This is a genomic window from Anaerotaenia torta, from assembly GCF_050433395.1.
In the GTDB taxonomy this organism is placed as follows: Bacteria; Bacillota; Clostridia; order Lachnospirales; family Lachnospiraceae; genus Mobilitalea; species Mobilitalea torta.
This window is the reverse complement of record NZ_JBNPXH010000003.1, coordinates 23636-48742: the sequence shown is the minus strand read 5'-3', so window position 1 is coordinate 48742 and position 25107 is coordinate 23636. Positions and strand designations below refer to the sequence as shown.

Sequence of the window (25107 nt, the reverse complement as noted above, 5' to 3'; positions counted from 1 at the left end):
TGGAAGATATAGAATAATATTATCCTTCAAGGCAATAATATTATATTTGTTGAACCGCATTGGCAGAAACTTGATCTTTTTTCTTCCCATGCGGTTTTTTGTTACCCATTTTTATTTTCCTGTTAGTTTTTATTTTTAGTTTCGGTACCTCTTCGTACCGGCAGAAAGGTTGTGATACAATGCGGCATACAGATTATGTCGGAATGGATCTTTGTCATGATAGAAAGGGGTCATCAAGGTTGAAAAAGTAAAGATGGTAAAAGAAAGGTGAATATAACTATGAAAAATATTATCGGAAGTTCTTATAACAGATATCCTCAGCCGGAGGAGCTGGCCGGACTGGCCGGCAATGTGGTCACTATCTCCGGCTCTGTCTATAAAATCAGAAGCATGAGCGGTTTTGCTTTTGTAATCCTTCGCACCGGAAGATGCCTGGTTCAATGCATCTATACCCCGGAGCAATGCAGCTTTCCCCTGGAGGAATTGAAGGAAGAGGCCTGTTTGCTTGTCACGGGAAGAGTCGCTGCCGAGGAGCGTTCCCAGGCAGGCTATGAGCTTCATCTTCACAGCATCCGTATCTTATCCACACCATATGCAATTTCTCCCGTAGTTATTAACAATAAGCTGGTGGATGCTTCACTGGAAACCCTGTTGGACTACCGTCCCATTACCCTCCGCAACGAGAAGGAAAGGGCTGTTTTCCGGATTCAGGAGGGGCTGTGCCGCGCTTTTCGCGGGTTTTTGAGCCGGGAACGCTTCACAGAAATTCATACGCCCAAAATCGTTTATGCCGGAGCCGAGGGCGGAGCAAATATTTTCAAGCTGGATTACTTCGGAAAAGAGGCATATCTTGCTCAAAGTCCTCAATTTTATAAGCAGATGATGGTGGGGGTCTATGAACGGGTGTATGAAATTGCTCCCGTATTCCGCGCCGAGAAGCATGACACCTCCAGACATCTCAACGAATATACCAGTGTTGACTTTGAGATGGGATACCTGGAGAATTACGAAGATCTCATGCACATGGAGACCGAGATGCTCCGGTACTCCATGGATTTTCTTAAGGACAATTATGCCTATGAGCTCTCCCTCCTTAAAGTACAGCTGCCGGAAATCTCCTTTATCCCAGCCTTGCCCTTCCTGGAGGCAAAAGAAATGATTGCTTCTACCTTTCATAGGGAAATCAAGGACATGGAGGATTTTGAGCCGGAAGAAGAAAAGCTCCTGTGCCGGCTGATTCAGCAGAGGACTGGAAGTGACTTCGTCTTTGTTACCCATTATCCTTCCAAAAAACGCCCCTTCTATGCCATGGAAGATCCCGGCCAGCCCGAGGTAACGCTCAGCTTTGACTTGTTATTCCGCGGTCTTGAGATCACAACCGGCGGTCAGCGAATCCACCAATACGAGATGCAGATTGAGAAAATGCTGTCCCGCGGAATGCATCCCGAAGAATTTGACAGCTATCTTATGATCCATAAATATGGTATGCCCCCTCACGGAGGGCTGGGTCTCGGCCTGGAACGTTTCACCAGCAGGCTCCTGGAGCAAAATAATATCCGCTATTCCTGTCTCTTCCCCAGGGACATCAACCGTCTTACTCCGTAACCACTCCGGAGTGCGGCAGATCTCCTCTTCCGCCGTGATTTTTCCTGCATGGAAACAGCTCTCATGGCGGGAGGCAAAAGGGGAAGAAGAAAGTCCGGCGCCATCCGAGCCTCCTTCTTCCCCTTATAAAATTTATTTCCTGTTTCTCATATAGTAAAACATATATTGCTGAACAATTCCTGCATATCCGTCATACAGGCCGGGATCAAAACTACCCTGATATACTTCCTTCAGGATTCTCTTAATCCACACATCCACCGGAAACACCTCAATATGATGCAGTCCATAGAGGCAGATGCAATTTGCTACCTTTTCTCCGACACCATGAAGCCCCAGAAGCTTTTGAAAGGCCTCCTGATAACTGCTTTCTCTGATGCTGCAAGGATCCAGCTCTCCTCCTGCAACCGCCTGCGCCGCCCGCAGTATGTATTCATCCCGGTATCCCGTCTTCAGCTCGCGAAGTTCTTCTCTTGCAGCCCGCGCCAGCTGCTCCGGGGATGGAAAGGCATAATGGCTTTGCCCCGTCCCGGTGACAATCAAAGTTCCGTATTTCCGGCTGATTGCTTCCACCGTACTTTTAATGGACGGTATATTCTTGTTCTGGGATATAATAAAGGTAATCAGCATTTCAAAGAAATCCTGCCGCAGAATGCGAATTCCCCTGCCGTATTCTGCAGCGGAGCGCAGGAAGAAATCGGTTCCCTCCGTCAGCTCTGTTACGATGTGCTGATAATCATAGTCCAGATCAAAATAATCCTTCCAAAGACCTTCATATTCCTCTTCCCCGCAGTCAAGCTCAACCTCCTCTTCCCCGGTCTGAACCAATTCCAGATAGCGTCCGCAGGCAATCAGGCTATAGCGGTTCTCCTCCAGCCTGTTCAAACGAAAGCACTGTCCGGATTCCGCAATTTGGCGTATATTAAAATTCTTGCTCTGTATTTTCACTCTGATCCTCCGTATTAACTCCAACTCAGATTGTAATTATAATGCATTCCGGAGCAACAGGCAAGTACAGGAATTCTGGTATATTTCTTGCAGTTTTCTGCCATATGTTTTACAATAGCCATGAATAAGTCACGGGAGGTTATTACTATGCATCAGAAAATGAACTCTGAGAATTTTCACCTGCGTTTTGCCGAGAAAAAGGATGCCGGTCTGATACTGGATTTTATTAAGGAGTTGGCGGAATATGAGAATATGTCAGATCAAGTGGTTGCCACCAGGGAGCTGTTGATAGAAACTATCTTTGTACAGAAGAAGGCCGAGGTATTGATCGGCGAATACGAGGATGCTCCGGTAGGCTTTGCCCTGTTTTTCCACAATTACTCCACCTTTCTGGGAAGACCGGGAATCTATCTTGAGGATCTTTATATCCGCCAGGAAATGCGCGGGATGGGCTTTGGCACCTGTTTTCTCACCCGGCTGGCCCGGATTGCCAGTGAGCGGGGCTGCAAAAGGCTGGAATGGGCATGTCTGGACTGGAATGAACCCTCCATTCAATTCTACAAGCAGCTGGGCGCTGTTCCCATGGATCAATGGACCGTATACCGTCTCCAGGGTGAATCTCTTGAATATATGGCGCAAAAATCCATTGAGTAATCCTTCCCTATCGCTTATAATGGGGATGAAGTATTATAAGCAATCTTCCCATGCGAAAGGGTTATGACACTATGTTTAAAAATTTATCATATCTGCACAGATATATGATAGGACAGCTTCGGAGAATTTATTTTATGGCCCTGCCGGAATCCAAACAGGATTTAAAGAGCAGCCGTGTCTATTATACCACTGCCGACAGTGCTGCCCAGACGATTGCCCAGCTGGCGGGAGGTACTTTTTTGACCGCTCTCATGGCTCACAGCGGCATCTCCGATGCGAATATCGGAATTATCACCTCTCTGGTGAGCTTTGCCGCCCTAACCCAGCTTTTTTTGATCAATTTCTTTAAAAGGATTAAGAAATATAAATTCCTTGTGACGATCACATCCTCGCAGCGCATTCTTTTTGCCGCTCTGTATTTTGTGCCCATTTTAATGATTAATGACCTTTCTAAAACGGTATTGATTGTGCTGATGTATTTTATAGGGCAGATCTTTGTACAGATTGGCACACCTGCTTCCCAGGACTGGATCGCCAGCCTGGTACCCAGCCGCCTGAGGGGAAAGTATTTCTCCATCAAGGATTCCGTGGCTGTGTTTGTGGTATCCAGCCTTATGCTCCTCTGCGGCATGATTCTCGATTATTTTAAGAAGGTAAATATTGTTGCCGGTTTCCTTATTATCGGGGTTATCATCTTTATTCTGGCAGTAATCAATATCATTGCCCTCTCCCTGATGAAGGAGCCGAAGCTTTCTTATATGAACGAGGAAGGGAAAGAAATGCATGGGCGCCTGGCCCGAAAGGCAAAGGAAAAGGAACCGCCGGTCAAGTCCCAGAGTATCCTGTCCGAGATCAAAGAAGCCGTACGTGACCGCAGATTTCGAAAAGCCTTTTCCATTCAATGCATTTATACCCTGGCCTTCTATATCTGCACACCCTTTAACTCCAGTTACATAATTAAGGTTCTTTCCCTGCCTTATACCTTTATCATGCTGGTCAGCTTTGTCTTCAATTTATACCGTATCTATATCACACCTCGGCTGGGCCGCATGGCGGATAAATACGGAATGGGACGCCTGTTGCGTTATACTCTGCTTTCTCTGGGTTTGAATTTTCTTACCCTGGCTTTTACCATGCCCTTTAATGCCTATCCCATGTATTTGCTTGCCACTTTCTTCGGCTCCACTGCCTGGGCTTTTGTGGGCATCGGACTGTTTGGCATCCAGCTGGACTTTTACCGCAGTGACAAGCGCATGATCTGGCTTACCCTGACCTCTTCCGTCTCCGGACTGTTCGGTTTTATTGTATCCATCCTGTCCGGCTCTCTGCTGAGCCGCCTGCAGCAGCTGAATCTGGTTCTCTTCGGGCAGAAAATATACGCCCAGCAGTTTCTGAATCTGCTCGGCTTTTTAGTCCTCCTTTGCGCGGTATTTTTCATCCGTTACCGGATTGAAACAGAGAAGGTGGCGGCCAACCGGGAGGACGGCCGGGTTAAATTATAGAAGCTGATCTAAATCAATTTTTTTAATATGGTGATTGACAAATCAGCATATCCTCGTTTATAATTACAGCTGACAAGACAGCTATCATGTCTTCTGTATAATAAGTATACTAGACTTAAATCGTAATGATGAATGATCGGTGTGCTGCGGCAGGCAGCAGAATGGAGGCTTTCTATGAACAAGAACATTTCAAAAAAAGTAGAAATTATGACAATTGCGGCATTGCTCAGCGCTATTGGTATCGTAATCCCAATGATTGCGCCTCAGATCCGGATTGAGCCCATGTCCTTTACTTTGGCCAGCCATGTGGCAATATTCATCGGAATGTTTATTTCACCTCTGGTGGCGGTGATAGTAGCTCTGATTACCAGTACCGGGTTTTTTATCGCAGGCTTCCCTCTGGTTGTCGTCATTCGCGCCCTAACCCATGTGTTATTCGCTGTCGTAGGCTCCTTTATGCTCAAAAGGAATAACATGCTGCTCACATCTCTAAAGACCAGCGTACCCTTTGCCCTGTTTATTTCTCTAATTCATGCGGCCGCAGAGGTAATTGCCGTATATTTCTATTATGTCAATATGGGAAATACGATCAGCCCCTACGTCCTCTATATACTGGTTGGGATCGGCACGGTAGTCCACAGCATGATCGATTTCTCCATTGCCAGCTTTGTGTGGATCCCCTTACAGCATGTTCTTACAATACCTGTAAATGCAAAGGTACGGAGGCTGTAACTCCCCTCCGGGTATTGCCTGTTTTTCCGTTATATATTATTCCCCACAATTTAAAAATGCAGGAAGCCCTGATATGACCCCACAAAATCTAACTTTGTGGGGTCACATCAGGGCTTCCTGCATTTTTATGTATCCCATTTATTCTTATTCCAGCTCATCTCAAGCTCTGATTCCATAATTGTAATCTGCAGAATTTTCATCAGGTCAATTTCATAGGGCTCAATATCCACTCCATTTTCATCTGTAATAACACGGACAAAGGGCCGGAGAGGGAAATTCTTATTCTGTTCCTTTACGATTCCGATGGCATTGCTGGACAGCCTTACCAGGGAGCCGTTGGGATAGATTGCAATCTGCTTGATAAAAGCGGACACCAGCTTGAGATCAAACTGGGTCTCCGAATGCTCTACCAGATAATTCACCGCCTGATTGGAGCTCCACTTTCTCCGATAGCAGCGGTCTGATACCAGAGCATCATAAACATCGGCAATCGCAACAATTCTGGCGAACTCATGCAGCTCCGCTGCCGGAGTTCCCGTGGGATAGCCGCCCCCATCCATCCTCTCATGATGATACAAGGATATAATTCTGGACAGCTCCGTAAGATTGGTACATTTTTTCAAGGCCTCATAGCCTCTGGTGGTATGGGTTTTCACATATTCAAATTCTTCATCGGTCAGCTTATCGGTTTTATTGAGGATCTTACTATCCAGAAGCGCCTTGCCCAGATCATGCAGCAGCGCCCCTGCACCCAGCTTCTCCATCATCGGCCTGCTGTACCCCAGCTTATTGCCTATGATCAAAGAATATACCGTAGTACTCACGGAATGGCTGAGGGTATAGTCATCCGCCGCCGCAATATCATTCAGGCTGACCTGAACATCGGGGTTCTCCATAATTCCGTCTATTACGCTGGATATGGCATGGGACACCTCGCTGATGTCAATGACGGCCTTAGTCGCAAAATCATCGATGGTCTGGCGCAGTACCTGTTTACACAATACACGGGTTTCCTCTGATACCGCATCGGGAATCTCAATTCCGTGGCTTTTATTATCTTCTATGTAAATATAATCAATACCCAGCCGTGTAAGACTTTTCGCATATCGTTCCAGATTCTCAGTACCTTCTCTCAATACCAGGTTGTCATGGTAATAGATTGATTTTGCAAGAACCATCTCCGGTTTCAGCATTGATAACGATATTAACCGCATTCCTATCTCCTTTTGTACAACTTCTTTCAATACTTCTCTACTATACTTTATTGTTTATAAGGTGTCAATAACTCCTAGCCTTATTTGTCGAAAAAATGTTGTTTCCGGACGGTGAGAATTATGTTAATAATCAATCTCCTGAGTAGCGCTTCTTGCTTCTCCTGATATTCTTATCTCCTCCTCTTTTGAGACAGAAGCTTTCCCTTCCAGTTCTATTTCTAACGGAAGGAATAGGAGCTCCGCAATGGCCGCTTCCTCCCCCCGGTAGTCTGTTTTCTCACAAAACCACCCTTCCCTCCTGGCACTGTATACTGTAATGTCCTTTCCTGAAAACCCATATAATGCCGTAAACCGTATTTTTGAGGTCCTTACCGCTTCAGAGAACAGAATCTCCTTCGGCTCAAAGGAAGAGGCCAGCTCCCCTTCATATACTACTCTCCAGGCTCCGTCCAGATACGCCTCCGCAAGGCAGCCTTTGATGTCACCCTTGTGCTCCCTCTCATTCTGCCGGGGCATATAGATCAGACCCTTAAGCCATATCTCCCTTTCCGCCTCCATTTCCAGGGTGAAGGGATAGCGCAGCCTGTCTGAGGCAAGGAAGGTATTGGGGTCGCCGTCCAGCATAAGGCCGGCTTCTTCTTCCGATATTCCCGCTCCTGTCAGCCTGACCCTATAGTCCTTCATAATACTTCGCGGAAAGAAGGCATCCCTCAGTCTCTCCGCACTGACACAGATCTCCGGGCAGAATTCATCGGATGCGGCATAGGCAAATAATGCCCTTCTCAGCTGCCCCGCCGCCGGACGCGTCTTAATATCCCGTTCCAGGTCAGCGGTCACAATCAGCAGCCTGCCCTTTAATACCCTGCATTCCAGGAGCATTCCCAGCCTGTAATTCCGGTTCCACTCGTCGATGGGCTGTACAACCGGCTTAAGCTCCGCCGGAAATCTTCGCAAATTCAGACCGTTGGCCCCTTCTATGATCTCCTCCCATTGCCATTCCTGGTACTCCCTGGTGGGAAAGCCCTTCAGCGCAGGATGGCCCGGATCAATCAGCAGCCCCATTCCTCTGCTGTAGGTAGGCCCCATCTGGGAATTCCAGAAAACGGTCTTCGCAGACAGCGGCGGCGAATCCAATCTGTGATGCTCCGGCAGCGGCGAGTAGATGACCCGTTCTCCCCTGGCCAGACCCTCCAAAGCCTCCCGGAGGGAACGGGTATAGCTTACCTTTGCTCCTTTCCCGGGTGAGATACCATCCTCCTCATAAAGCCAGATGCTCCAGCTATTTAGTATATGGGTATTCCGTATCCCCGCCTCTATCGTATATTCTGCCGGTGCGGGCAGGCTGTGCAAAGGATACCGGAGATTCCCTATAGCAATATTCTTTTCCAAGGGCATGTCCATCCTCCCCAGATCCTCTTCATGAATAATCTCCTTCCCAGCCCCGCGAATTCTCCAAAAGATCATTGCCTGCTTCCGCTCTTCCCTGCCAAAGTGGCAGAACTCCAGAGGGCAATCCAGTATCTCTCCGGTGGTATATACCCTTTTGGAAATGCGCAGCAAAGGTACGGTTTCCGAACAAAAGCTTCTGAACTCTTCCGGCCCGATAAAGCCCTTCTCATCCCAGAAGGGATCTAAGAGACCCACCAGGGCGGTGCCCTGTCCGATATAATCGTGGAGATCCAGCAGCTCAAAGCCGTATAGATGAGGGGTTCTGAAATTGGCTTCGATCTCTTCTTTATAGAGCTGTACCTTTCGCTTCCCGGATGCGTAGGCAAATTCCCTGTTCTGCTCCAGCACTCCGTTTCTCCCTGCGCTTTCCCGAAAGATCCTGTAATTGCCCGGCTGCAGATATCCGGTGAATTTGCGGATGACTTCATAATCGGGATAAGAGCACCATTGCCCCAGCTCATGGGAGATCACCGGATATTTGATTCCTTCCACCGACAGCCTGTAATCCTTCCCGTGCCATCCCTGGCTGTTGCGTATGGTGCCTCCGGGCTGGATTCCGTGCCCTGAACGGTGAAAATATACATAGTCCGTCCCTTCGATCTTCGCCGGCTCCATGGGATAATGCCACCCGGATTCGGCGGTATAGATCCGCCGCATATCCAGGCCATGGCATCTTTCCACCCAGCGCTGCAGCGGCTTAAGCCAATCGCCCCCCGGTTCATTTCCGGAAGAAAGCATGACAAAGGAAGGGTGATTCCCGTAAGCCCTGATGATTCTCACGGTTTCCTCCCATAGCACCTCATTCATTTCACTGTCCTCGTAAAAGATATTCCACATGCCGCATTCCACCTGCAGGTATATCCCCTCCTCATCGGCAGCGGTGAATGCGGCCTCCGGCGGGCAGAAGGAATGAAAGCGGACATAATTCAATCCCCATCTCTTGCATATCCCGAAGATTCTCTTCCAATCCGATACCTCTGACGACGGATATCCGGTGAGGGGAAAATCTCCGCCGGAATGGGTTCCCCTGAAATACGCCGGGCGCTGATTGATATAGAACAATCCATCCTTCGCTTCTATTTTCCGAAATCCGAAGGTCTCCGTCCTTTCCTGAAGGATTCCCCGGTAGTCGAGGAGAGCCGTTATCTTATAAAGAACCGGCGTGTATTCATCCCATAGGGAACTGTCCTTTCCATAGTCCAGCTCTATACGTACTGTCTCAAGAGGCCCCTTCACCTTAACCTCTCTCATGATTTCGTTCACCTGTAATCCGGCCTGGGCTTCCCTGCCGGTATGATTTCGCAGAACCACCTCCGCAAGAACCTTCCTCGTACTGATATCCGGATAGAGCCTGAGCTCCTCAATGTGTACGTCCGGGACCTCCCGGATGGAGACCTCTCCCGTTATCCCGTTCCAGGCAGCCCCCAATGCATCTGACACCATATGCCCATCCGGCCGGTAGGGATACTGGAGACGGTTATCCACACAGACCGTAATCCGGTGTTCTCCCCTGTCCAGTTTGCCAAGACAGTATTCATGAGGCGTACAAAGGGCCGTCTCACTTCCTGCAAAGGAATGGTCCACCCAGACGCAGGTCTTCCACTTAACGCATTCCATCTTCAAGTAGTAGGTCCTGTCCCGATTCTCATCCGGGATCACAAAGCTCTTCTGATACCATGCCCTGCCCAGATAATGTCTGGGCGGCTGGCATAAGAACGGAACCAGCAGTTCCCCGGAACTAACCTTATACTCCTCCCTGTAAAACCATAGCTTATCATGAAGGCCGGATACCCAGGGGGTAGTCTCGCTGATCTCCTCCCCATAACCCTGTGCCTGTAAAATGCCCGGGATACGGATCACATCCCCCAGCTCCTGCTCCTGCCATCCTTCTTCTATTCCGACATTCCCCGCATCCAGCCTGAATTTCCATTCACCATGAAGTGAGTATTCCATCTTCCATCCTCCTCTGTTCCTGTTCTGTTCCCAATACTGCCGACAAAGCCCGGAACCATGGGACATCCTGCGCATCCCACGGCTCCGGGCCTCCCTTCGGCTATGCTATCCTTTTATAGGATCTTTATTTTAAATAGGCCTTAATCCTGTCCAGCTGATCATCCTCATGATACTCTGCAATCAGCCTTGCTGCAATACCGGCGAAGGCCTCCGCTCCCCGGTATTGCAGATGGGTGTTATCCGTAACTCCCTCCCGATAATTGCTCTCCGGGAACTCTCCCTTCTCCGTCCATAAAAACAGCTTCTTGCTCTCCCCTGCTCCGATTTGGCTCAAATACTCCGTAGTTTCCTTGCCCAGATCCAGGAGAGGAAGCTTCTGCTCCGCAGCCAGAGCCAGCATTACCTTCCGGTAACCGGGAAAGCTTATGGAAAATGCTCCCCCTTCTTCCTCACAGTTCCTTCTCGCTACAGGCGTTACAAGGACACAGACTGCCCCTCTCTGCTTCACTCCGTCAATATAATACTGCAGATATTCTGCAAAGCTTTCTTCCGGGATATAGCGGTTTGGCCGGGCAGCCGTTGCATCATTATGCCCGAACTGGACCAATACATAGTCTCCCGGTCTCACTTCGGATAAGATCTCATCCAGCCTGCCTTCCTCCAGGAAGGAGCGGGCGCTCCTGCCCCCAATAGCGCGGTTTTCAATCTTAATTTCCCGGAAATACCCGGGAAACACCTGTCCCCAGCCGGTCTGGGGAGCATACTCCTTGGAATAGACCTGCACCGTGGAATCGGATGCCAGGAAGATGGCTGGCCGGTCTCCCTTCTCCTTTCCCGGTATTTTCCGTATGGCTATCTGCTTCAGGTATACTGTCTTCTCTTCCGCCCCTTCCCTTGTGACAGCCAAGCTGACGGGAAGGAGCTTCAGGGCCAGCTCCCCCTTTATAACACAGAAGGAAAAAGCAGCCGTCCCTTCTTCCTCTCCAACCAGGACATCCCCGGCCTTTACTATCCCATTCACCTTGATCCGGGCATGGTAAGCCTCCCCTGTCGGATTAGCAAAAGTAACACGGATATCATAATTCCCGTTCTCCAGAGGGATGTGGATGATCTCCGTCTCCTCATAGGAGCAGATCCCGAACCCGGTCTCCTCCGTCTCCTTCCAAACCCTACTTGCCAGCGGAATATAATCCTCATGAAATTCAAAAGGCGCCCGCTCAGACAATTCTTCCTGTTTCTCTCTGTGATAATATATTCCATCCACCCATCCCGGAGCAGCCTTCGGAAAGGAAGTCCGGCTCCGGTAATAGGGATAACGCTCCCAGGTTCCATATCCTGAACTTAACTCAAATACTGTTTCCATCTTACTCTATGAAATCCTCCTGTCCGTACTTTTCCCCGGCAACTCCTTCGGCACTTGCCGACTTCCGCCTTTTCTTCGGCGGTATCTTCAACGCTTCCCGCTTTCGCCTTTTCTTCGGTAATCCTTTCAACAACACTTCCCTGTTTTACGCTTCTTCAAATTCTGCCGGAAGATCCTCCCTGATCAAATCCAGGGCCACAATCACATTCAAGCTCCACTGTGACAGTACATTAGTGGAGACCCGGGGCATCTCATATAATATCTCCTGATTGCCCGCATTTCTCAGAGGCGTAATTCCAAAGAGTCCGTCTCCCACCTCTTCCTTCAGGCAGCCTGTCATAACCTGCCATACCTGCCTGCCCAGCTCATGATCTTTATAGTAATTTGCACCGAAGGCTGCAATTCCTGCTGCCATGTAGGGGTAGGTAAATACCTTTTCTCCCAGCAGTCCCCCGGTCAGCTCCTGCTGCTTCTCCCTGGGCAGATAATAGAAACGTCCGAAATCCGCCAGCATTCTGGTCCACTCCTCATCCTCCAGCAGCTGTGCCAGCTCCAGCCATACCTGGACGGCTCCCATACAGATTTGCAGATGAGTGCCGCCGGTGGCACGTTCTCCGATATACCTCAGATGGCTGTCCTCCGGATTATACTCGAAGTCAGAGCCGGAAATCAGTTTAAAGGGTGTTTTCTTTAAATCTTCTATTCCCGTCACAATCTTATCCAGATATTTTCTGTTCTCCGTCCTCTCCCATTCCGTCATCCAGTTGGAGCAGAAGCTGGACCAGTCGGGGCCGGAGCGGGCATGGGTGGGATATACCATCTTCTCCTTGTCAAAGAACAGTCCCAGGGGGTCCACGGTGAGCAGTGCAAAATCCCCGTCCTTCACATCCTCAAACACATCCTGAATCCGGTAATCCCCCGTCAGATAGTGATAAAAACGATGATGACCCGCCATGGCAATCCTGGCCTCCTTACAGGAGCAGCCCCAGTGTCTCACATTGTGTCTGGAACCGATGCCCCGGTAAGCCCCCAAATGATAGGTGTCCACCTCCGAGCAGTGCCGGCTCATGGCTTCCGCCATGGTATAGATATCCTCCCTGCCGGAACGCAGAAATGCAAACCACAGCCAGAGGGTGGGAACCAGCTCCGTGTTCTGCCATGCATATCCCCCCATATCATACCGCCAGCAATGCCGGGTCTTATCATAGGTATGCATGAAATCCCCGTAGTGAAACAGTCCGTACCAATTGCGCACCTCTATTTCCTTCTTATAGAAGTCCACTGTCCGGTCCAGCTGGTCCTCCAGCCAATTTTCAGCAGGAGTGTCTCTCCTCGGCAGGCTCCAGACCCCAAAAGCCTGCAGCTCATGGTAGTACTCCGGCGAGGCGATATAGACCGGAGGCTTCTGCACCTGACAGGCAAAATTACGGATCGTCTCGTCCCCCGGGATCTCACCCGGAAAGCCGCGGAGGGTGAATTCATTGGTATTGGCAATTCCATAGGGAGTGGCCCCCATAAAATCAAAGCCCTCATAATAGCTCTGGGAATAGCCTTCCTTGGCATAATGCCGGAAGTCCATCGCCTCCGATTCGGGAGACCAGAACCACAGGGAGGCCTGGGCCATGTCCCCGTCCAGGCTGCTGACCTTCATGGTGGAGGGGTATTTCTGCCAGCAATCCTTCCGTCCCAGCAGAATGCCGCCGTTTTCACCGCCAAAGCACATCACACCGGGAGCCCTGTTCCCGTGAAGCCCTTCCACATAGCAGCAGTCCTCGTCACTGATTTTCTTTCTTATGGAATAATGGGATGCGCTGTCCTGCCAGAGCACATACTCACCCCAGATGGGAATCTGCCCTGCCGTCGTCAGAGCCTCGCTGTCCCGTTCCGGCGTCAGCCTCAGGAATTCTCCATTGATCTGAGCCTGATAGATCCTCTCCGGAACCCTGGGACGCCAGGACAGCAACAGAGCCGGGCTTTCATGAAACACCCCGTGATCGGTACCGAACTTGATATGCCTGTTGTAAGGAGCCCCTTCTACCGGCACCGCAAACTGTATGCCGATTCCTTTCAGAAAATCATACTTCTCATCCCCGTCATAGAAAAAGGTGTGAATAAATTTAATCTCCGAGGAATTGTAGCAGAATTCCATATAGATCTGGAACGCCAGCTTTTCCTCCTCTTTGTTCCTGTGGGTACCCGCCGCCTTAATCACAGCCCGGAGAGGCCCTGCCTCCTGTACGTTAACCTCTTTGATCTCACCCGAAAAGGAAATTTCTCTCCGAAGCAGAGAGCTTTCCTTCCCTTCAACCTTCTTCTCTCTTTTCTCTAAGATCATGGTCAGAACCGCCGTTTTTGCCGTCATCCGGTGATCGGTGACCAGATCGCTGATGAGGATCTGGCCGCTTTTATGCACCGTTGCCCGGGTGCTTCCCGCATCAATCCGGATACAGTCCTCCAGCTCCTCCAGCTTAATTCTCTCCGTCTCATTTACAGGTTCTTGCAAAGAAGCGGAAGAAGGCTCTGCAAGCATCGTAACCTGCTTCCCCATCCCGGCACTGTCCCCGGTATGGGCCGCCCATTTGACGGAGCCGTCGGGCCAGCAGGCTGTAATTCTGGACTGCAGCGGAATTCTCCTTCCCTCCTCATTCTCTGCGGAAAATACGGCATCCTTCAGAACAGTTCCTTTCCTCCAATGGCTTCCCCAGGTAGTATAACCTGTTTCCGCTCTGTTTTCCATCCGGTGTAACACCATTCTTTCACTCATGTTAATGACCCCGCGTTGCCTGCAACGCTTTCCTTTCCTCATGGCCTGCATCCACTGTTATGTAAGATTTTTTTCCTATGAGCAGGCATAACGATTACGATAAAGAAAAGACATCCCACAGCGTCAGCACACTGGCGGACAAATATGCGATGTCTTTTCTTAAATTATCCGATATGATTAAGGCTTACTATTATTTTGAAGCAAGATACTGCTCATTTACTTCATCAATAACCTTCTGTCCGCCCTGCTTCGACCAATTGGCAAATGCGGCCTCCAGTCCGGCTTTATCAATCTCGCCGCAGATATACTGTGTTCTCGCATATTTTAAAATCTCATCCAAAGTTGCTCCCAGTTCCGAATAGGTGGCAGAATTGGTTAAGAAGGGCAGGGCCGGATTAAACACGGCATAGGGCTCACATTCTGCCTTTACCTTCTCTTCTAAAATCAGTCTCTCGGACTTTTCTTCTGCCGGAGATATCTGGCTCAGATTGGGAATATACGCTACCAGCTGATTCAATCCCGCATAGTTGGCCATTAAGGTAGTGTCCCCGATATCCTTCTTTACGAGCTTGCCGTTCTCATTGATGTCATAATTGATATCTTTCAGACCGTAGCCGGTTAAGGTCAGCATCTCATCATCATTCATCTTATCCAGGAAGGTAAGGGCTGCCTCAATCTTCTCCGGAGTATTGCAGGTGGATGCGCTTAAGGTGAAATATCCGTTGTAGCCGGAGGTTGCCAGAGTCTTTCCGTTGATGGTTCCCAGCAGACCCATGGAAGCAAACTGGCTGGAATCCGTAACTGACATAATGTTGTTATTTACAAAGTAATCCCAGACTCTGCGCCCGCCGTCCAGAACATCGATATACACACCGTTCTCGCCGTTCTTACAGCCATTGCTCCAGGTATCCGTTGTCCGCACCGCCCAATCGGAAGGCATTAATCCATCCTCATATAATTTCTTGAACCAGTCCAGAGCCTCAAAATATTCCTTCTGCATATGAACGGGTACCAGCTTTCCATCCACTTCCGCCCAGCCGTTGCCTACGCCGAACCAGGTCTGCATAATATCAAAGGGGCCTGTGTAGGAGGTCATCTCCATACCAATGGTATCATCCGCGCCATTTCCGTCGGGATCCTTATAAGTAAAGGCGTAGAGCATGTTATAGATATCATCGATTGACTGAGGTACACCAAGTCCCAGCTTTTCAGCCCAATCCGCCCGGTAAGCCACACCATAGCGCCCGATGACACGGGCACGGTAGATGCCGATCAGCTTGCCGTCCACCGTAAGGCTGGCAGCAACATTGGGATTCATCCTGGAAAGGTTGGGGTATTTCTCCACGTCCTTGATATATTCTGTCAAATCAACAAAAGCGCCTGCCTTTGCCGCACTGACTACCGTACCGGTCAGCGCACCGTTAAAGGTCATAATCATGGGCATGGTTGCCGGGTTGGCCAGGGCCAGGGTATTCTTCTCATCCAATACATCGGTCTGAACCCAGTTGATCTCCAGGTCTGTATTGGTGTATTCCTTCAGCTGATTCAGAATTTCCTCTGCATGCTCACCGGTGTTGGACATTCCCGAGTTAAAATCAATTGCAGAAAAGGTTACTTTCTGCGGCGCTTTGGAAGTATTGTCGGATGAAGGCGCCGAAGTGGCCGTATTCTTGCCATCTGTTCCCGAAGGTGCCGACGGTTTATCCTTGGAACTGCATCCGGCAAGCGCTGCCATTACCATAATGACTGCCAATGCCATTGCAGTCACCTTTTTGAATTTCTTTAAGTACATAAAACTCTCCTCCTTTAATATAGATATCTATTGGTGTTTACGAGACACCCTGGGCGGATGGCAGGAAATGCAATTCCTGCCGCCTTCCCTTATCGTTCTTCTTGCGGAGCAGACAAGGCCGCTGCCCTATGTGCTGTCCGGCCGGCTATCCCTTTACCGCGCCGACCATAACGCCCTTGGTAAAATACTTCTGGACAAAGGGGTAGATGCATATGATCGGAACCGTCGCTATAACCGTGGCGGCCATTTTAACCGCTTTATCCGGCGGCGCCCCCCAGGTGTCATAGTAATCCAGCATAACCTCGGAAATATTGCTGGCCTTCAGCACGATGTTTCTCAGTATAATCTGTACCGTGAACTTGGAAGGGGTATTGAGATAAATCATGGCGTTAAAATAATCATTCCAGTATCCAACCCCGTAGAACAGGGAAATGGATGCGATAACCGGCTTGGACAGGGGCAGGATGATCTTCCCGAATATCCCGATCTCACTGCAGCCGTCAATACAGGCCGCTTCCTCCAGCTCAACGGGAAGCTCCTGGAAAAAGTTCTTAATAATAATCATATTAAAGGGGCTGATTGCTCCGATCAATACCAGCGCCCAGTAGCTGTCGTACAGCTTATAGCCGTTCAATACCAGATAGGTAGGTATCATACCGCCTGAAAACAGCATTGTCACAATTACCATATTTAAGATCAGGGTTCTTCCCCTCAGATGCTTCTTCGACAAGGGATAGGCGAACAGCAGTGACAGCGTCATGCTTACTGTTGTCCCCAGCAAAGTGAGCTTAATGGAATTCCACAGGCCCATTAGTATGTTTCCGTTTTTTATTGCATAGTTGTACGCATTCATTGACCAGACCCTGGGGATAATGAAAAAAGCCCGTTCCGTCAGTTCCTTATCTGTCGCAAAGGAGCCTGCGACTACATATAGAAAGGGAAGCACCGTACTCAGTGCAATCAGCCCGATCACACCATAGATAATCACATCTGCAACCCGGGTGCTAAGACTTCCCCTGATCCTATTGCCTTTTTTTAATGATGCCACTCTATTTCTTCCCCCTTCCTAGTAAATTCCGCTTTCTCCGGCCTTCTTTGCCGTCCAGTTTGCCCCAAGTACCATAATCAGACCAACCAACGACTTGAACATACCGGCTGCCGCCGAGAAGGAGTATCGTCCGTTCTGAATACCCTTGGTATAGATATAGGTATCAAACACATCCGCATAGGCAATATTTAAGTCATTTCTCATAAGGAATATCTGCTCATAGCCCGTATTCAGCAGGGAGCCCACCCGTAGGATCAGCATCATAATAATAGTCCCTTTGATAGCCGGAAGGGTGATATGCCACATTAGCCTCCATCTGCCCGCACCGTCCACACGGGCCGCTTCATATAGATTCTGATCCACTCCTGCCAGTGCGGCAAGGAATATGATAGTGCCATAGCCGGTTTCCTTCCAGATATCCTGGCCCACGATCAGCCCCCAGAAGTATTTTCCCTGGGACAGAACGTCGAATTTGCTGCCGGTAAATCCCCGGACCACCATATTAATGATACCGTCGTTGGTATTCAGTAATTGATAGGAAAGGCTGGCTACGATAACCCAGGAGATAAAATGCGGTATGTAAACCAGGGTCTGCACCGTTCTCTTATAACCATTATGTCTTATCTCATTTAAGAAGAGAGACAGAATAATTGGCGCAGGAAAGTAGATAAACAGCTGCATCAGGGAAATTCCCAGGGTGTTGCGGAGCAGCCGCCCAAAATCATTGGTGGCAAAGAAACTGGCAAACTGCTTGAAGCCCACCCAGTCACTTTTCCAGATGCCTACGAAGGGATTGTATTCTTTAAATGCAATCACAAGTCCGCCGATTGGAACATAGCGAAACAGAATAAAGTACAAAATTCCCGGGAGCAACATGATATACAGCCACTTGTGAGCCTTCATATAGCTTAAGGTACTCATAGAATTAGGTACAAAGGCTGCCGGCTTCTTTTTTTTCATAAATAACCTCCTTGCATTACTTTTATGCAAAACACTTAACGGGATCCGTGATTTTGCATATCGCTTAGTGAAATGTTACATCATCTCTCTGATAACATCTATAATCTTTTTATAGAATGTGGTAATTTTGTATAGAAATAATCATTTTATTTCCTGTTTATTTATTATATATATATAATGATTATTCCCTGAAACAGCCCAGAAACGACAAAAATACCACATTCTTACCGTAATGAATCGTAAGAATGTGGTCATGATAACGGGACATCGGGATTCCGGTTGTATGCAATCTATAAAAGATTCCGATACTTTCCCGGTGTGGTGCCGACCGCCTTGCTGAAAAAACGGATGAAATTCTGTGCATTGGTATAATTCAACTGCTGTGCAATCTCTCCGATGGTTAATTTTGTTTCCTTCAACAGACGCTTTGCCTGTTCGATCTTATACTCCTCCAGGTAATTGGCAAAGGATTTATTCTTTTCCATCTTCAATATCTTCCAGATGTAGGTCGGATGATAATTGAGTATTTCCGCACACTCTGCCAGGGTTATATTACCTTTGTGCTCTTCTATCAGCTGCTGCACCTTTTCCATAATCAGATGGGTTTGGGTTGAATTCAGGGAATCCATGGCTTCCATGATGGGATCAATGACCACATGCTTCATATATCTTCTGCATTTGTCCAGGTCATATAATCCGACCATCTGCATATAGATTTCGGAAAGGCTTTCCTGGAACAGATGCTCCGTATCCAGCCCGAATTCCATAATTGCCAGGAGAATTGCATTGGTAAACTGCACCAGATAAATTACCGTATCGTCATGGGACAGCTTCTCCTGCTTCAGATACCGGATAAACAGATTCACCGCATTATAAGCCTGTTCCTTATCACATCCCATAATGGCTGTCCTAATCTCTTTCTCGTAGGAGCTCTCCAGTACCTTCTTTCCCTTGCTGGTCTGCTCCGCATAGAATCGGCAATAGCTGTAGCCCGCGGACTGGGCATGCTCCGTATCGGACTGGATGTCGCTGTTAAGGGCATGGATACTTTCCTGGTAAGCAATATTCAACTGACGAATATCAGAATGTACGGCGCTTACCCCTACACCGATATGCAGGCCATAGGTGCTCTCCACATATTTCTTCAGCTCATTGAAGAAGTCCATGACAATATGTACCATAACCTCCGGATCTTCTTCGCTGACGGTACAGAACACCGCTCTGGCATAGTAGATCGGCTGGAGGCTCAGGCTTTTCCTCAAATGCTCCGGCATATTATTAACAATATCATTTCCGATCTCATCTTCATGATCCCCGGTCAAGGTCTGTGCCTCATCACTGGTCCGGAAAATAATTGCAAGAGTCGTAAAATTACCGATGGAATCCAATTGCAGCTTCTCTAAAAAGGTATCCACGCCCTCCGGCATCAGCTCCTTCCGCAAAAGACGCAGCTCAAACAGCTCCATAACCCGGCTTCTCTGTTCCAGAACCTTTTCCTCCAGCTCCGCATTATTGCCAACCAGGTAGTCAAAGCTGTCCGCCAGAAATTGAAGTTCATTGCCGTTGAAGCTTTCTCTTTCCTGGCTGCCCGCCGTCGCTTTTCTGGTTAGATGGTTGATGGGCATGTAAATTCCATAGCCGATGAGCGCCGCTATAATGATCAGCACCGCTATGATCAGAAGCAGAATGGACACCGAGTAATTCTTTGTCTCCTTCGTTACTTCATTCCAGTTATTTGCAACGTAATAATGCCAGTTCATGATGGAGGAACTGCTTTTCGTCACCACATACAGACTGCCGTCGGAACTCTTCATCTTTTTGACGAAGGGCTCCTCCAGCCGGTAGGAAAGCAGCGCGTCATTCAGAGCCGGATTGGAGCTGTAGATAATCTTACCGTCATCATCCGTCACAATGATATCCTCGCTCCCTGCCAGTCCGTCAGTCATCCAGCCATGAAGCTCCCCCCTGTTAATATTGATAATAATCATTCCATACACATACAGATTGGCCGCAGGCAGCTTCATCACCAGATTCAGACCGCTGGTATCCACATACAGTCTGTAATTGACGTCATTTACCCCCAGGGAAATGGACTCATCATCATAATGCCAGTAATTCTTATCAATGCCGGTATTGTTATAATTATACAAATCATTTACCAAGTTCTGGTTTAACACGCTGGTAAAGGGGTACATTCCCTTATGGCTTAATACCCAGCCCGTTTTGAAATTCACCAGGGTATAACCGGAGATGTAATCGGACAGTACATTATTTCCCGCCAGGATATCCATTGCTGCCTTGATATAGCTGTATTGGTAGTATTTTAAATCATTCTCCAGCACATAGCTTACCTCATCATTGGTGGTATTGGCCAAATAATACCGCTTCAGATTAATCAGGTTCTCATCGATGCGCTTGGCAATCTGCTTCGCATCCGTTTGGGACAGATCCCTTGCATTGAGCGTCAGCTGCTGCATATAATTCCTATAAGAATACAGGCTGAACGCAATTACCGCAGCCATAAGAAACAGGGACAGATAGATGATAATCTTATGCTTGTACTTGAGATTGCTCCATTTTCCCCGCCTCATAGCTGATACACCTTCAGATCCGAATATTCCCCAATCATTGGCGCCAGCTGCCGGAAACCGATTTTCCCTCCGCCCAGCTTCGTTCCGTAGGTAACCCCGTCATCTAAGAAGCGAAAGATCTCCAGCTCATTGACAAAGAAGGCGATCCGCTCTCCTTTCTTAAGACAGGCCAGCCGATACGGCTCTGTGATGTCGGCAACATCAGGAATCGGATCGGCTCCCTGGGCAACCAGGTGGAAGCCATAGCTCTTACGCAGGTTACAGGTGTGAAACCGTCTTTCTTCCAGTTCCTTCCGGCGGAAATAAGACACATGGAACGCATTGATATCCCCATGGTGATACTGGGGGTATTCTCCGGTTCTTGTCTTCAGGGACGGATCAAATACATCCTCCCCCCTTCTGCCCGCGGCGGCAAAGAACAAAATAGCCAGCCCCGGCTCCCTTAAGGGTCTGAAATTCCATTGTATCAGCACATCACAAGGAAACTCTTCCGGGCACCACAGCACATAGTTTGCCTTCTGCCCCTCCTCTTCGGATACCGCATTCTCCATACGCAGCTTTCCCTCCGGGAAGGACAGGTGAGCCCGGCCTTCCAGACAGAAGCCTGCCAGATCCTTCTCCCCGGCCAATGGATTATGATAGATCAAAAGAGGTTCTCTTTCCAATCCCAATGATTGATATTGCATAATAATTCTCCATTCTAACCACAATACTTTTTATTTCTCTCTTTGCTTACTCCTCTTCTATTTTACGACAGTTGTCCTAAAACATAAATAGGTTTTTTAAAAAGAATCCATCCCATGTCTTCTCCTCAGTAATCTATTGACTGGCATAATATAGCAGTGCTATACTGTAAAGTAACAAAACAACCATAAACGGCACCAAAATACTAAGAAAAGGACTGGCATCTTCATGGAAATAAGTAGCCTTCAACAGAAAACAAGCGCAATCCGAGAGAATATCCAAAAGGTCATCGTCGGAAAATCAGAACTCATTGATCTGCTCCTTACCGCCCTTCTGGCAAACGGACATGTTCTCCTGGAGGATGTCCCCGGCACCGGCAAGACGATGCTGGCCAAATCCCTGGCCAAATCCATTGACGCGGATTTTAAGCGCATCCAGTTTACACCGGATCTTCTTCCCTCCGATATCACCGGACTGAACTACTACAATCAGAAACAGGGGGAATTCACCTTCCACGGCGGCCCTGTTTTTACCCATATCCTGCTGGCGGATGAGATCAACCGCGCCACCCCAAGAACCCAGTCCAGCCTTCTGGAATGTATGGAAGAGAGGCAGATTACCATTGACGGGGTAACCCATCTGCTGGAAAAGCCTTTTCTGGTTATTGCCACTCAGAACCCTGTGGAGACCTCAGGCACCTTCCCCCTGCCGGAAGCTCAGCTGGACCGTTTTCTTATGCAGCTTCAGGTAGGCTTTCCCTCCTCTGGGGAGGAGCTGTCCATTCTGACCCGTTTTATTGAGGACAGCCCCCTGGAAACCCTGCAGCCGGTATGTACGAAGGAAGAGCTCCTTGGGATGCAGAACACCATAAAGGGGATCTATGTTCATCCCTCCCTGATGGAGTATATGATTGAACTCATTCATCGGACCAGAACCAACGACAATATTGCCCTGGGGGTCAGTCCCAGAGGCTCTCTGGCCCTGCTCAGGGCCTCCCAGGCTTACAGCGCCCTCCGGGGACAGACCTATGTTACCCCGGAGATCATCCGGCACCTTGTTCCCTTTGTGCTGATGCACCGCCTGATCCTGCGCTCGAACTTTCAGAGGACCGTTTCCGCAGTTGAGCTGCTGAACCGTATCCTGTCCGACACTCCGATTCCGACAGAGGATTTTTCTCATTGAGGAATAGTACGCTACAGCTTATGAGAAAGGACACGCTGCGGACGAGGTAGTTCTGCCATATTGCAGCTTCTGCATCATGACATGCCTTGCCCGCAGCTTATGGTTATCAATATGGAAATAGCAGCTGCCTTATTAGGTGCATTGCTTCTTTACCGATTACAGAAATTCTTATACAGCAGATTCTGGGACCGTAATCTGACCGTTGAGCTGAGCCTGTCCGAGAAGCAGGCGACAGAAGGGGAAGAGCTGACCTTGAACGAGACGGTCATCAACCAGAAGCTTCTGCCGATTCCCGCGTTGAAGATCAAATATATGACCTCACGGCATCTATCCTTTCTCGATATGAAGGATACCGAGGTCACAGACAATACCTACCGGAATGATCTTGTCTCCGTCATGATGTACCAGAAGCTGACCCGGAGAATTCCTTTTGTATGCTCAAAACGCGGATATTATTCCATCAGCCGTATCACCTTTGTCTGCAGTGATCTTCTCTTTGAATCAGATCTGGTGGCGGGAGAGAATCTGGATCTCCACCTCTATGTCTATCCCAGACCGGTGGACTCTCTCAGAATGGAAGTCCCTTTTCAGAACATGATGGGCACCGTGCTGACCAAACGCTTTATCAACGAAGATCCCTTTGAATTCAAAAGTATACGGGAATACCAATCCTATGATACCATGAAGACGATTAACTGGAAAGCTTCTGCCAAGACCGGCTCCCTTATGGTCAATGTATATGACCATACCGCTTCCCAGCAGATCAAGATCCTCCTTAACCTGGAATCCGATACGATCTGGCTCTACGAGGATCTGCAGGAGGAGAGCATCCGGCTGGCTGCCACCTTTGCCCATGCTTTTATAGAGCAGGGCATTCCCGTATCTCTTTATACTAACGGTCTTGATGTAATCAGCAAGGAGGTTCTTCATGTGCCTGCCGGTTCGGGGAAGAATCATCTTCGTACCATCAACGAAACACTGGCCCGGATCGATGCCCTTTCGCCGCTTCCTTCCTTCACCTCTACTGTGGGCGGTGAGCTGGAGAATGGGAATCCAAAGGACTATCTCCTGCTGATCTCCTCCTATCAGAGGCTGGAGCTTCAGGAACGTCTGGAACATCTGTCGCGGTCCCATATTGATTTTATGTGGATTGTTCCCGCCAACCGGGAGGTACGGCTGACGGTGGAAGGAAGCCTGCTGTCCCATGTACAGGTCTGGGAGACCGAAGACTGAAAGCGGAAGAAAAGAGGAGGGTATTATGAATTTTAAGCGTCAACAGCTGATCATTGATCTGCTTCGTATTTTAATGCATTTTATGATTGCCTATCTGTTTATTACAGTGATACTCTATTTGTTCATTGAGGATGCTGTCCTTTACGCTCTGTTTCTGCTTCCGGCGCCTTTTCTCTCCTATGCCATTAACAGACACACAAAGCATATCTGGTCCTTCCTGCTGCTGCATGCGGCTTTGCTGGCTCTTTACGGTATTACCTCCCGCCACCCATTCCTTCTGATCCTCAATACCGCGTATCTGGTCTGGCTGACAGGCTCCTCCTTTTATCTCCGGCAAAAAAAGCCCGGTCAGGAGCGTATCCTGATGCAGACTGCTGCCGTATTCCCGGTCTTGTATCTCTTATGCCATCTGGCGAAGATGCCGAGGCTTCAGCCGCTCTGCTTTGCATTTACCATTGTGTTCATCCTTCTCAATGTTCTGCGCAATTACCTGATGAACCTCAGCCAGTTTGCCCGCAACCATGAGGATATCCGTAATATGCCCTTTCAGCAGATCCGGAATTCAAACCATGTCTTAATGGCCTTTCTTTGCGGTCTGTTTCTTGCAGCCATGCTGCTGTTCTCCCGGTTCCCCCTGGGATCTGTCCTCTCCTATACGGGGACGATGCTCAAGGAGCTTCTGCGGTTTCTCCTGTCCCTAATTCGCTTTTCCGAGGCGGAGGAAGCTCCTCCGCCGAAACCGGAGACAAAGCCGGAAGTCCCGGATGACTTCGGTCTGCCGCCGGCCGAGTCCTCGCCCATTATGGAGCTGATTGCCGAGATCCTTCAGCGAATCGTTCTGGTTCTTGCGGCGGCCGGCATTGTCGCTCTGCTGCTCTATTCCCTCTACCGGTTGTACCGGTACTTCTATCTGAAGAGCGAGGGAGGCGTTGCAAAGGATGAGGTAGAATTTATATCGCCTTATATCAAAAGAGATCGTGCAAAACGGGAGAAAAAGACTGCCCGGCGCTGGCTCTTCGGGCGTTCCAACAATCAGATCATCCGTAAATCCTTCGCACAGGCAGTTTCTGCCAATACTAAGGGCGAGAAAAAGCTGGCGGTCAGTATGACCCCCTCCCAGCTGTCCGAGTATGCCCTGGGCAAAACGAAGCTGTCCCCGTCTGCATCAGAGGATGAGCGGAAAAAGAGAGAATTACTGACTTCCTATTATGAAAAAGCAAGATACAGCGATGAAGAATGTACAAAAAGTGAAGTAAAACAAGTGAAGGAGCTTTTGAAATAAGCTCCTTCTTAACAAAGAAAGCCGACATTATAATATGATTGATATCACCTCTCATAAAATAATGCCGGCTCATTTTTAGCACCTCTCCTTCATAGGAAAGATACAAGAATCTATTGATTTATACTCATATATGGCATTCCTTCCATTTTGGGGC

General features: G+C 48.7%; 18 protein-coding genes. 7 read left to right on the top strand and 11 right to left on the bottom strand.

All coding sequences use genetic code 11. From position 1 onward, the window contains the following. Positions 1-279 precede the first annotated feature (279 nt). The gene (aspS, locus tag HNQ56_RS06335; RefSeq protein ID WP_429143895.1) at positions 280-1605 is read left to right on the top strand and encodes an aspartate--tRNA(Asn) ligase; all 1326 of its coding nucleotides are present in this window, start codon (positions 280-282) and stop codon (positions 1603-1605) included. Positions 1606-1737: 132 nt separating this feature from the next. Here aspS and HNQ56_RS06330 read toward each other — a convergent pair whose 3' ends face one another. Then, the gene (locus HNQ56_RS06330; protein ID WP_429143893.1) at positions 1738-2550 is read right to left on the bottom strand and encodes a DNA-3-methyladenine glycosylase family protein; all 813 of its coding nucleotides are present in this window, start codon (positions 2548-2550) and stop codon (positions 1738-1740) included. Between the two features lie 147 nt (positions 2551-2697). Here HNQ56_RS06330 and HNQ56_RS06325 point away from each other — a divergent pair, with 147 nt between their 5' ends. The 3 genes from HNQ56_RS06325 to HNQ56_RS06315 all read left to right on the top strand — a co-directional run bounded on the left by HNQ56_RS06325 (position 2698) and on the right by HNQ56_RS06315 (position 5438). Continuing rightward, positions 2698-3204 (top strand): GNAT family N-acetyltransferase, encoded by a 507-nt coding sequence (locus HNQ56_RS06325; protein WP_429143891.1) that lies wholly within the window; start codon positions 2698-2700, stop codon positions 3202-3204. 134 nt (positions 3205-3338) lie between these two features. After that, complete coding sequence (locus tag HNQ56_RS06320; RefSeq protein WP_429143890.1) at positions 3339-4706, top strand: MFS transporter; 1368 nt, start codon at positions 3339-3341, stop codon at positions 4704-4706. 174 nt (positions 4707-4880) lie between these two features. Continuing rightward, positions 4881-5438 (top strand): hypothetical protein, encoded by a 558-nt coding sequence (locus HNQ56_RS06315; protein WP_429143888.1) that lies wholly within the window; start codon positions 4881-4883, stop codon positions 5436-5438. A 125-nt stretch (positions 5439-5563) separates the two neighbouring features. Here the strand turns inward: HNQ56_RS06315 and HNQ56_RS06310 are convergent, their stop codons facing one another. The 10 genes from HNQ56_RS06310 to HNQ56_RS06265 all read right to left on the bottom strand — a co-directional run bounded on the left by HNQ56_RS06310 (position 5564) and on the right by HNQ56_RS06265 (position 21258). After that, positions 5564-6652, bottom strand: a complete 1089-nt coding sequence (locus tag HNQ56_RS06310; RefSeq protein ID WP_429143886.1) for an HD-GYP domain-containing protein — start codon at positions 6650-6652, stop codon at positions 5564-5566. 123 nt (positions 6653-6775) lie between these two features. After that, positions 6776-10054, bottom strand: a complete 3279-nt coding sequence (locus HNQ56_RS06305) for a glycoside hydrolase family 2 TIM barrel-domain containing protein (RefSeq protein WP_429143884.1) — start codon at positions 10052-10054, stop codon at positions 6776-6778. 124 nt (positions 10055-10178) lie between these two features. Next, a complete protein-coding gene (locus HNQ56_RS06300; RefSeq protein ID WP_429143882.1) occupies positions 10179-11417 on the bottom strand; it encodes a rhamnogalacturonan acetylesterase in 1239 nt (412 codons plus the stop codon). Between the two features lies 1 nt (position 11418). After that, positions 11419-11550: a hypothetical protein gene (locus HNQ56_RS06295; RefSeq protein WP_429143880.1), complete on the bottom strand. Its 132-nt coding sequence runs from the start codon at positions 11548-11550 to the stop codon at positions 11419-11421. A gap of 12 nt (positions 11551-11562) precedes the next feature. Further along, positions 11563-14181, bottom strand: coding sequence for an exo-rhamnogalacturonan lyase family protein (locus HNQ56_RS06290; RefSeq protein WP_429143879.1), 2619 nt, complete (start codon positions 14179-14181; stop codon positions 11563-11565). A gap of 190 nt (positions 14182-14371) precedes the next feature. Beyond that, on the bottom strand, positions 14372-15973 hold the full coding sequence (locus HNQ56_RS06285) for an extracellular solute-binding protein (RefSeq protein ID WP_429143877.1): 1602 nt from the start codon (positions 15971-15973) through the stop codon (positions 14372-14374). A 145-nt stretch (positions 15974-16118) separates the two neighbouring features. Further along, entirely contained in the window at positions 16119-17021 is a 903-nt protein-coding gene (locus HNQ56_RS06280) for a carbohydrate ABC transporter permease (protein WP_429143875.1), read from the bottom strand. Positions 17022-17039: 18 nt separating this feature from the next. Continuing rightward, the gene (locus tag HNQ56_RS06275) at positions 17040-17981 is read right to left on the bottom strand and encodes an ABC transporter permease (RefSeq protein WP_429143874.1); all 942 of its coding nucleotides are present in this window, start codon (positions 17979-17981) and stop codon (positions 17040-17042) included. 290 nt (positions 17982-18271) lie between these two features. Beyond that, complete coding sequence (locus HNQ56_RS06270) at positions 18272-20572, bottom strand: helix-turn-helix domain-containing protein (protein WP_429143873.1); 2301 nt, start codon at positions 20570-20572, stop codon at positions 18272-18274. Continuing rightward, the gene (locus HNQ56_RS06265) at positions 20569-21258 is read right to left on the bottom strand and encodes a DUF1961 family protein (RefSeq protein ID WP_429143872.1); all 690 of its coding nucleotides are present in this window, start codon (positions 21256-21258) and stop codon (positions 20569-20571) included. Before HNQ56_RS06265 ends, HNQ56_RS06270 begins: the two co-directional genes overlap by 4 nt. 226 nt (positions 21259-21484) lie before the next feature. Here HNQ56_RS06265 and HNQ56_RS06260 point away from each other — a divergent pair, with 226 nt between their 5' ends. From HNQ56_RS06260 to HNQ56_RS06250, 3 genes are all read left to right on the top strand, one after another. Continuing rightward, the gene (locus tag HNQ56_RS06260; RefSeq protein ID WP_429143871.1) at positions 21485-22438 is read left to right on the top strand and encodes an AAA family ATPase; all 954 of its coding nucleotides are present in this window, start codon (positions 21485-21487) and stop codon (positions 22436-22438) included. Between the two features lie 111 nt (positions 22439-22549). After that, a complete protein-coding gene (locus tag HNQ56_RS06255; protein ID WP_429143870.1) occupies positions 22550-23671 on the top strand; it encodes a DUF58 domain-containing protein in 1122 nt (373 codons plus the stop codon). A gap of 25 nt (positions 23672-23696) precedes the next feature. Next, on the top strand, positions 23697-24953 hold the full coding sequence (locus tag HNQ56_RS06250; protein WP_429143869.1) for a hypothetical protein: 1257 nt from the start codon (positions 23697-23699) through the stop codon (positions 24951-24953). Positions 24954-25107 lie beyond the last annotated feature (154 nt).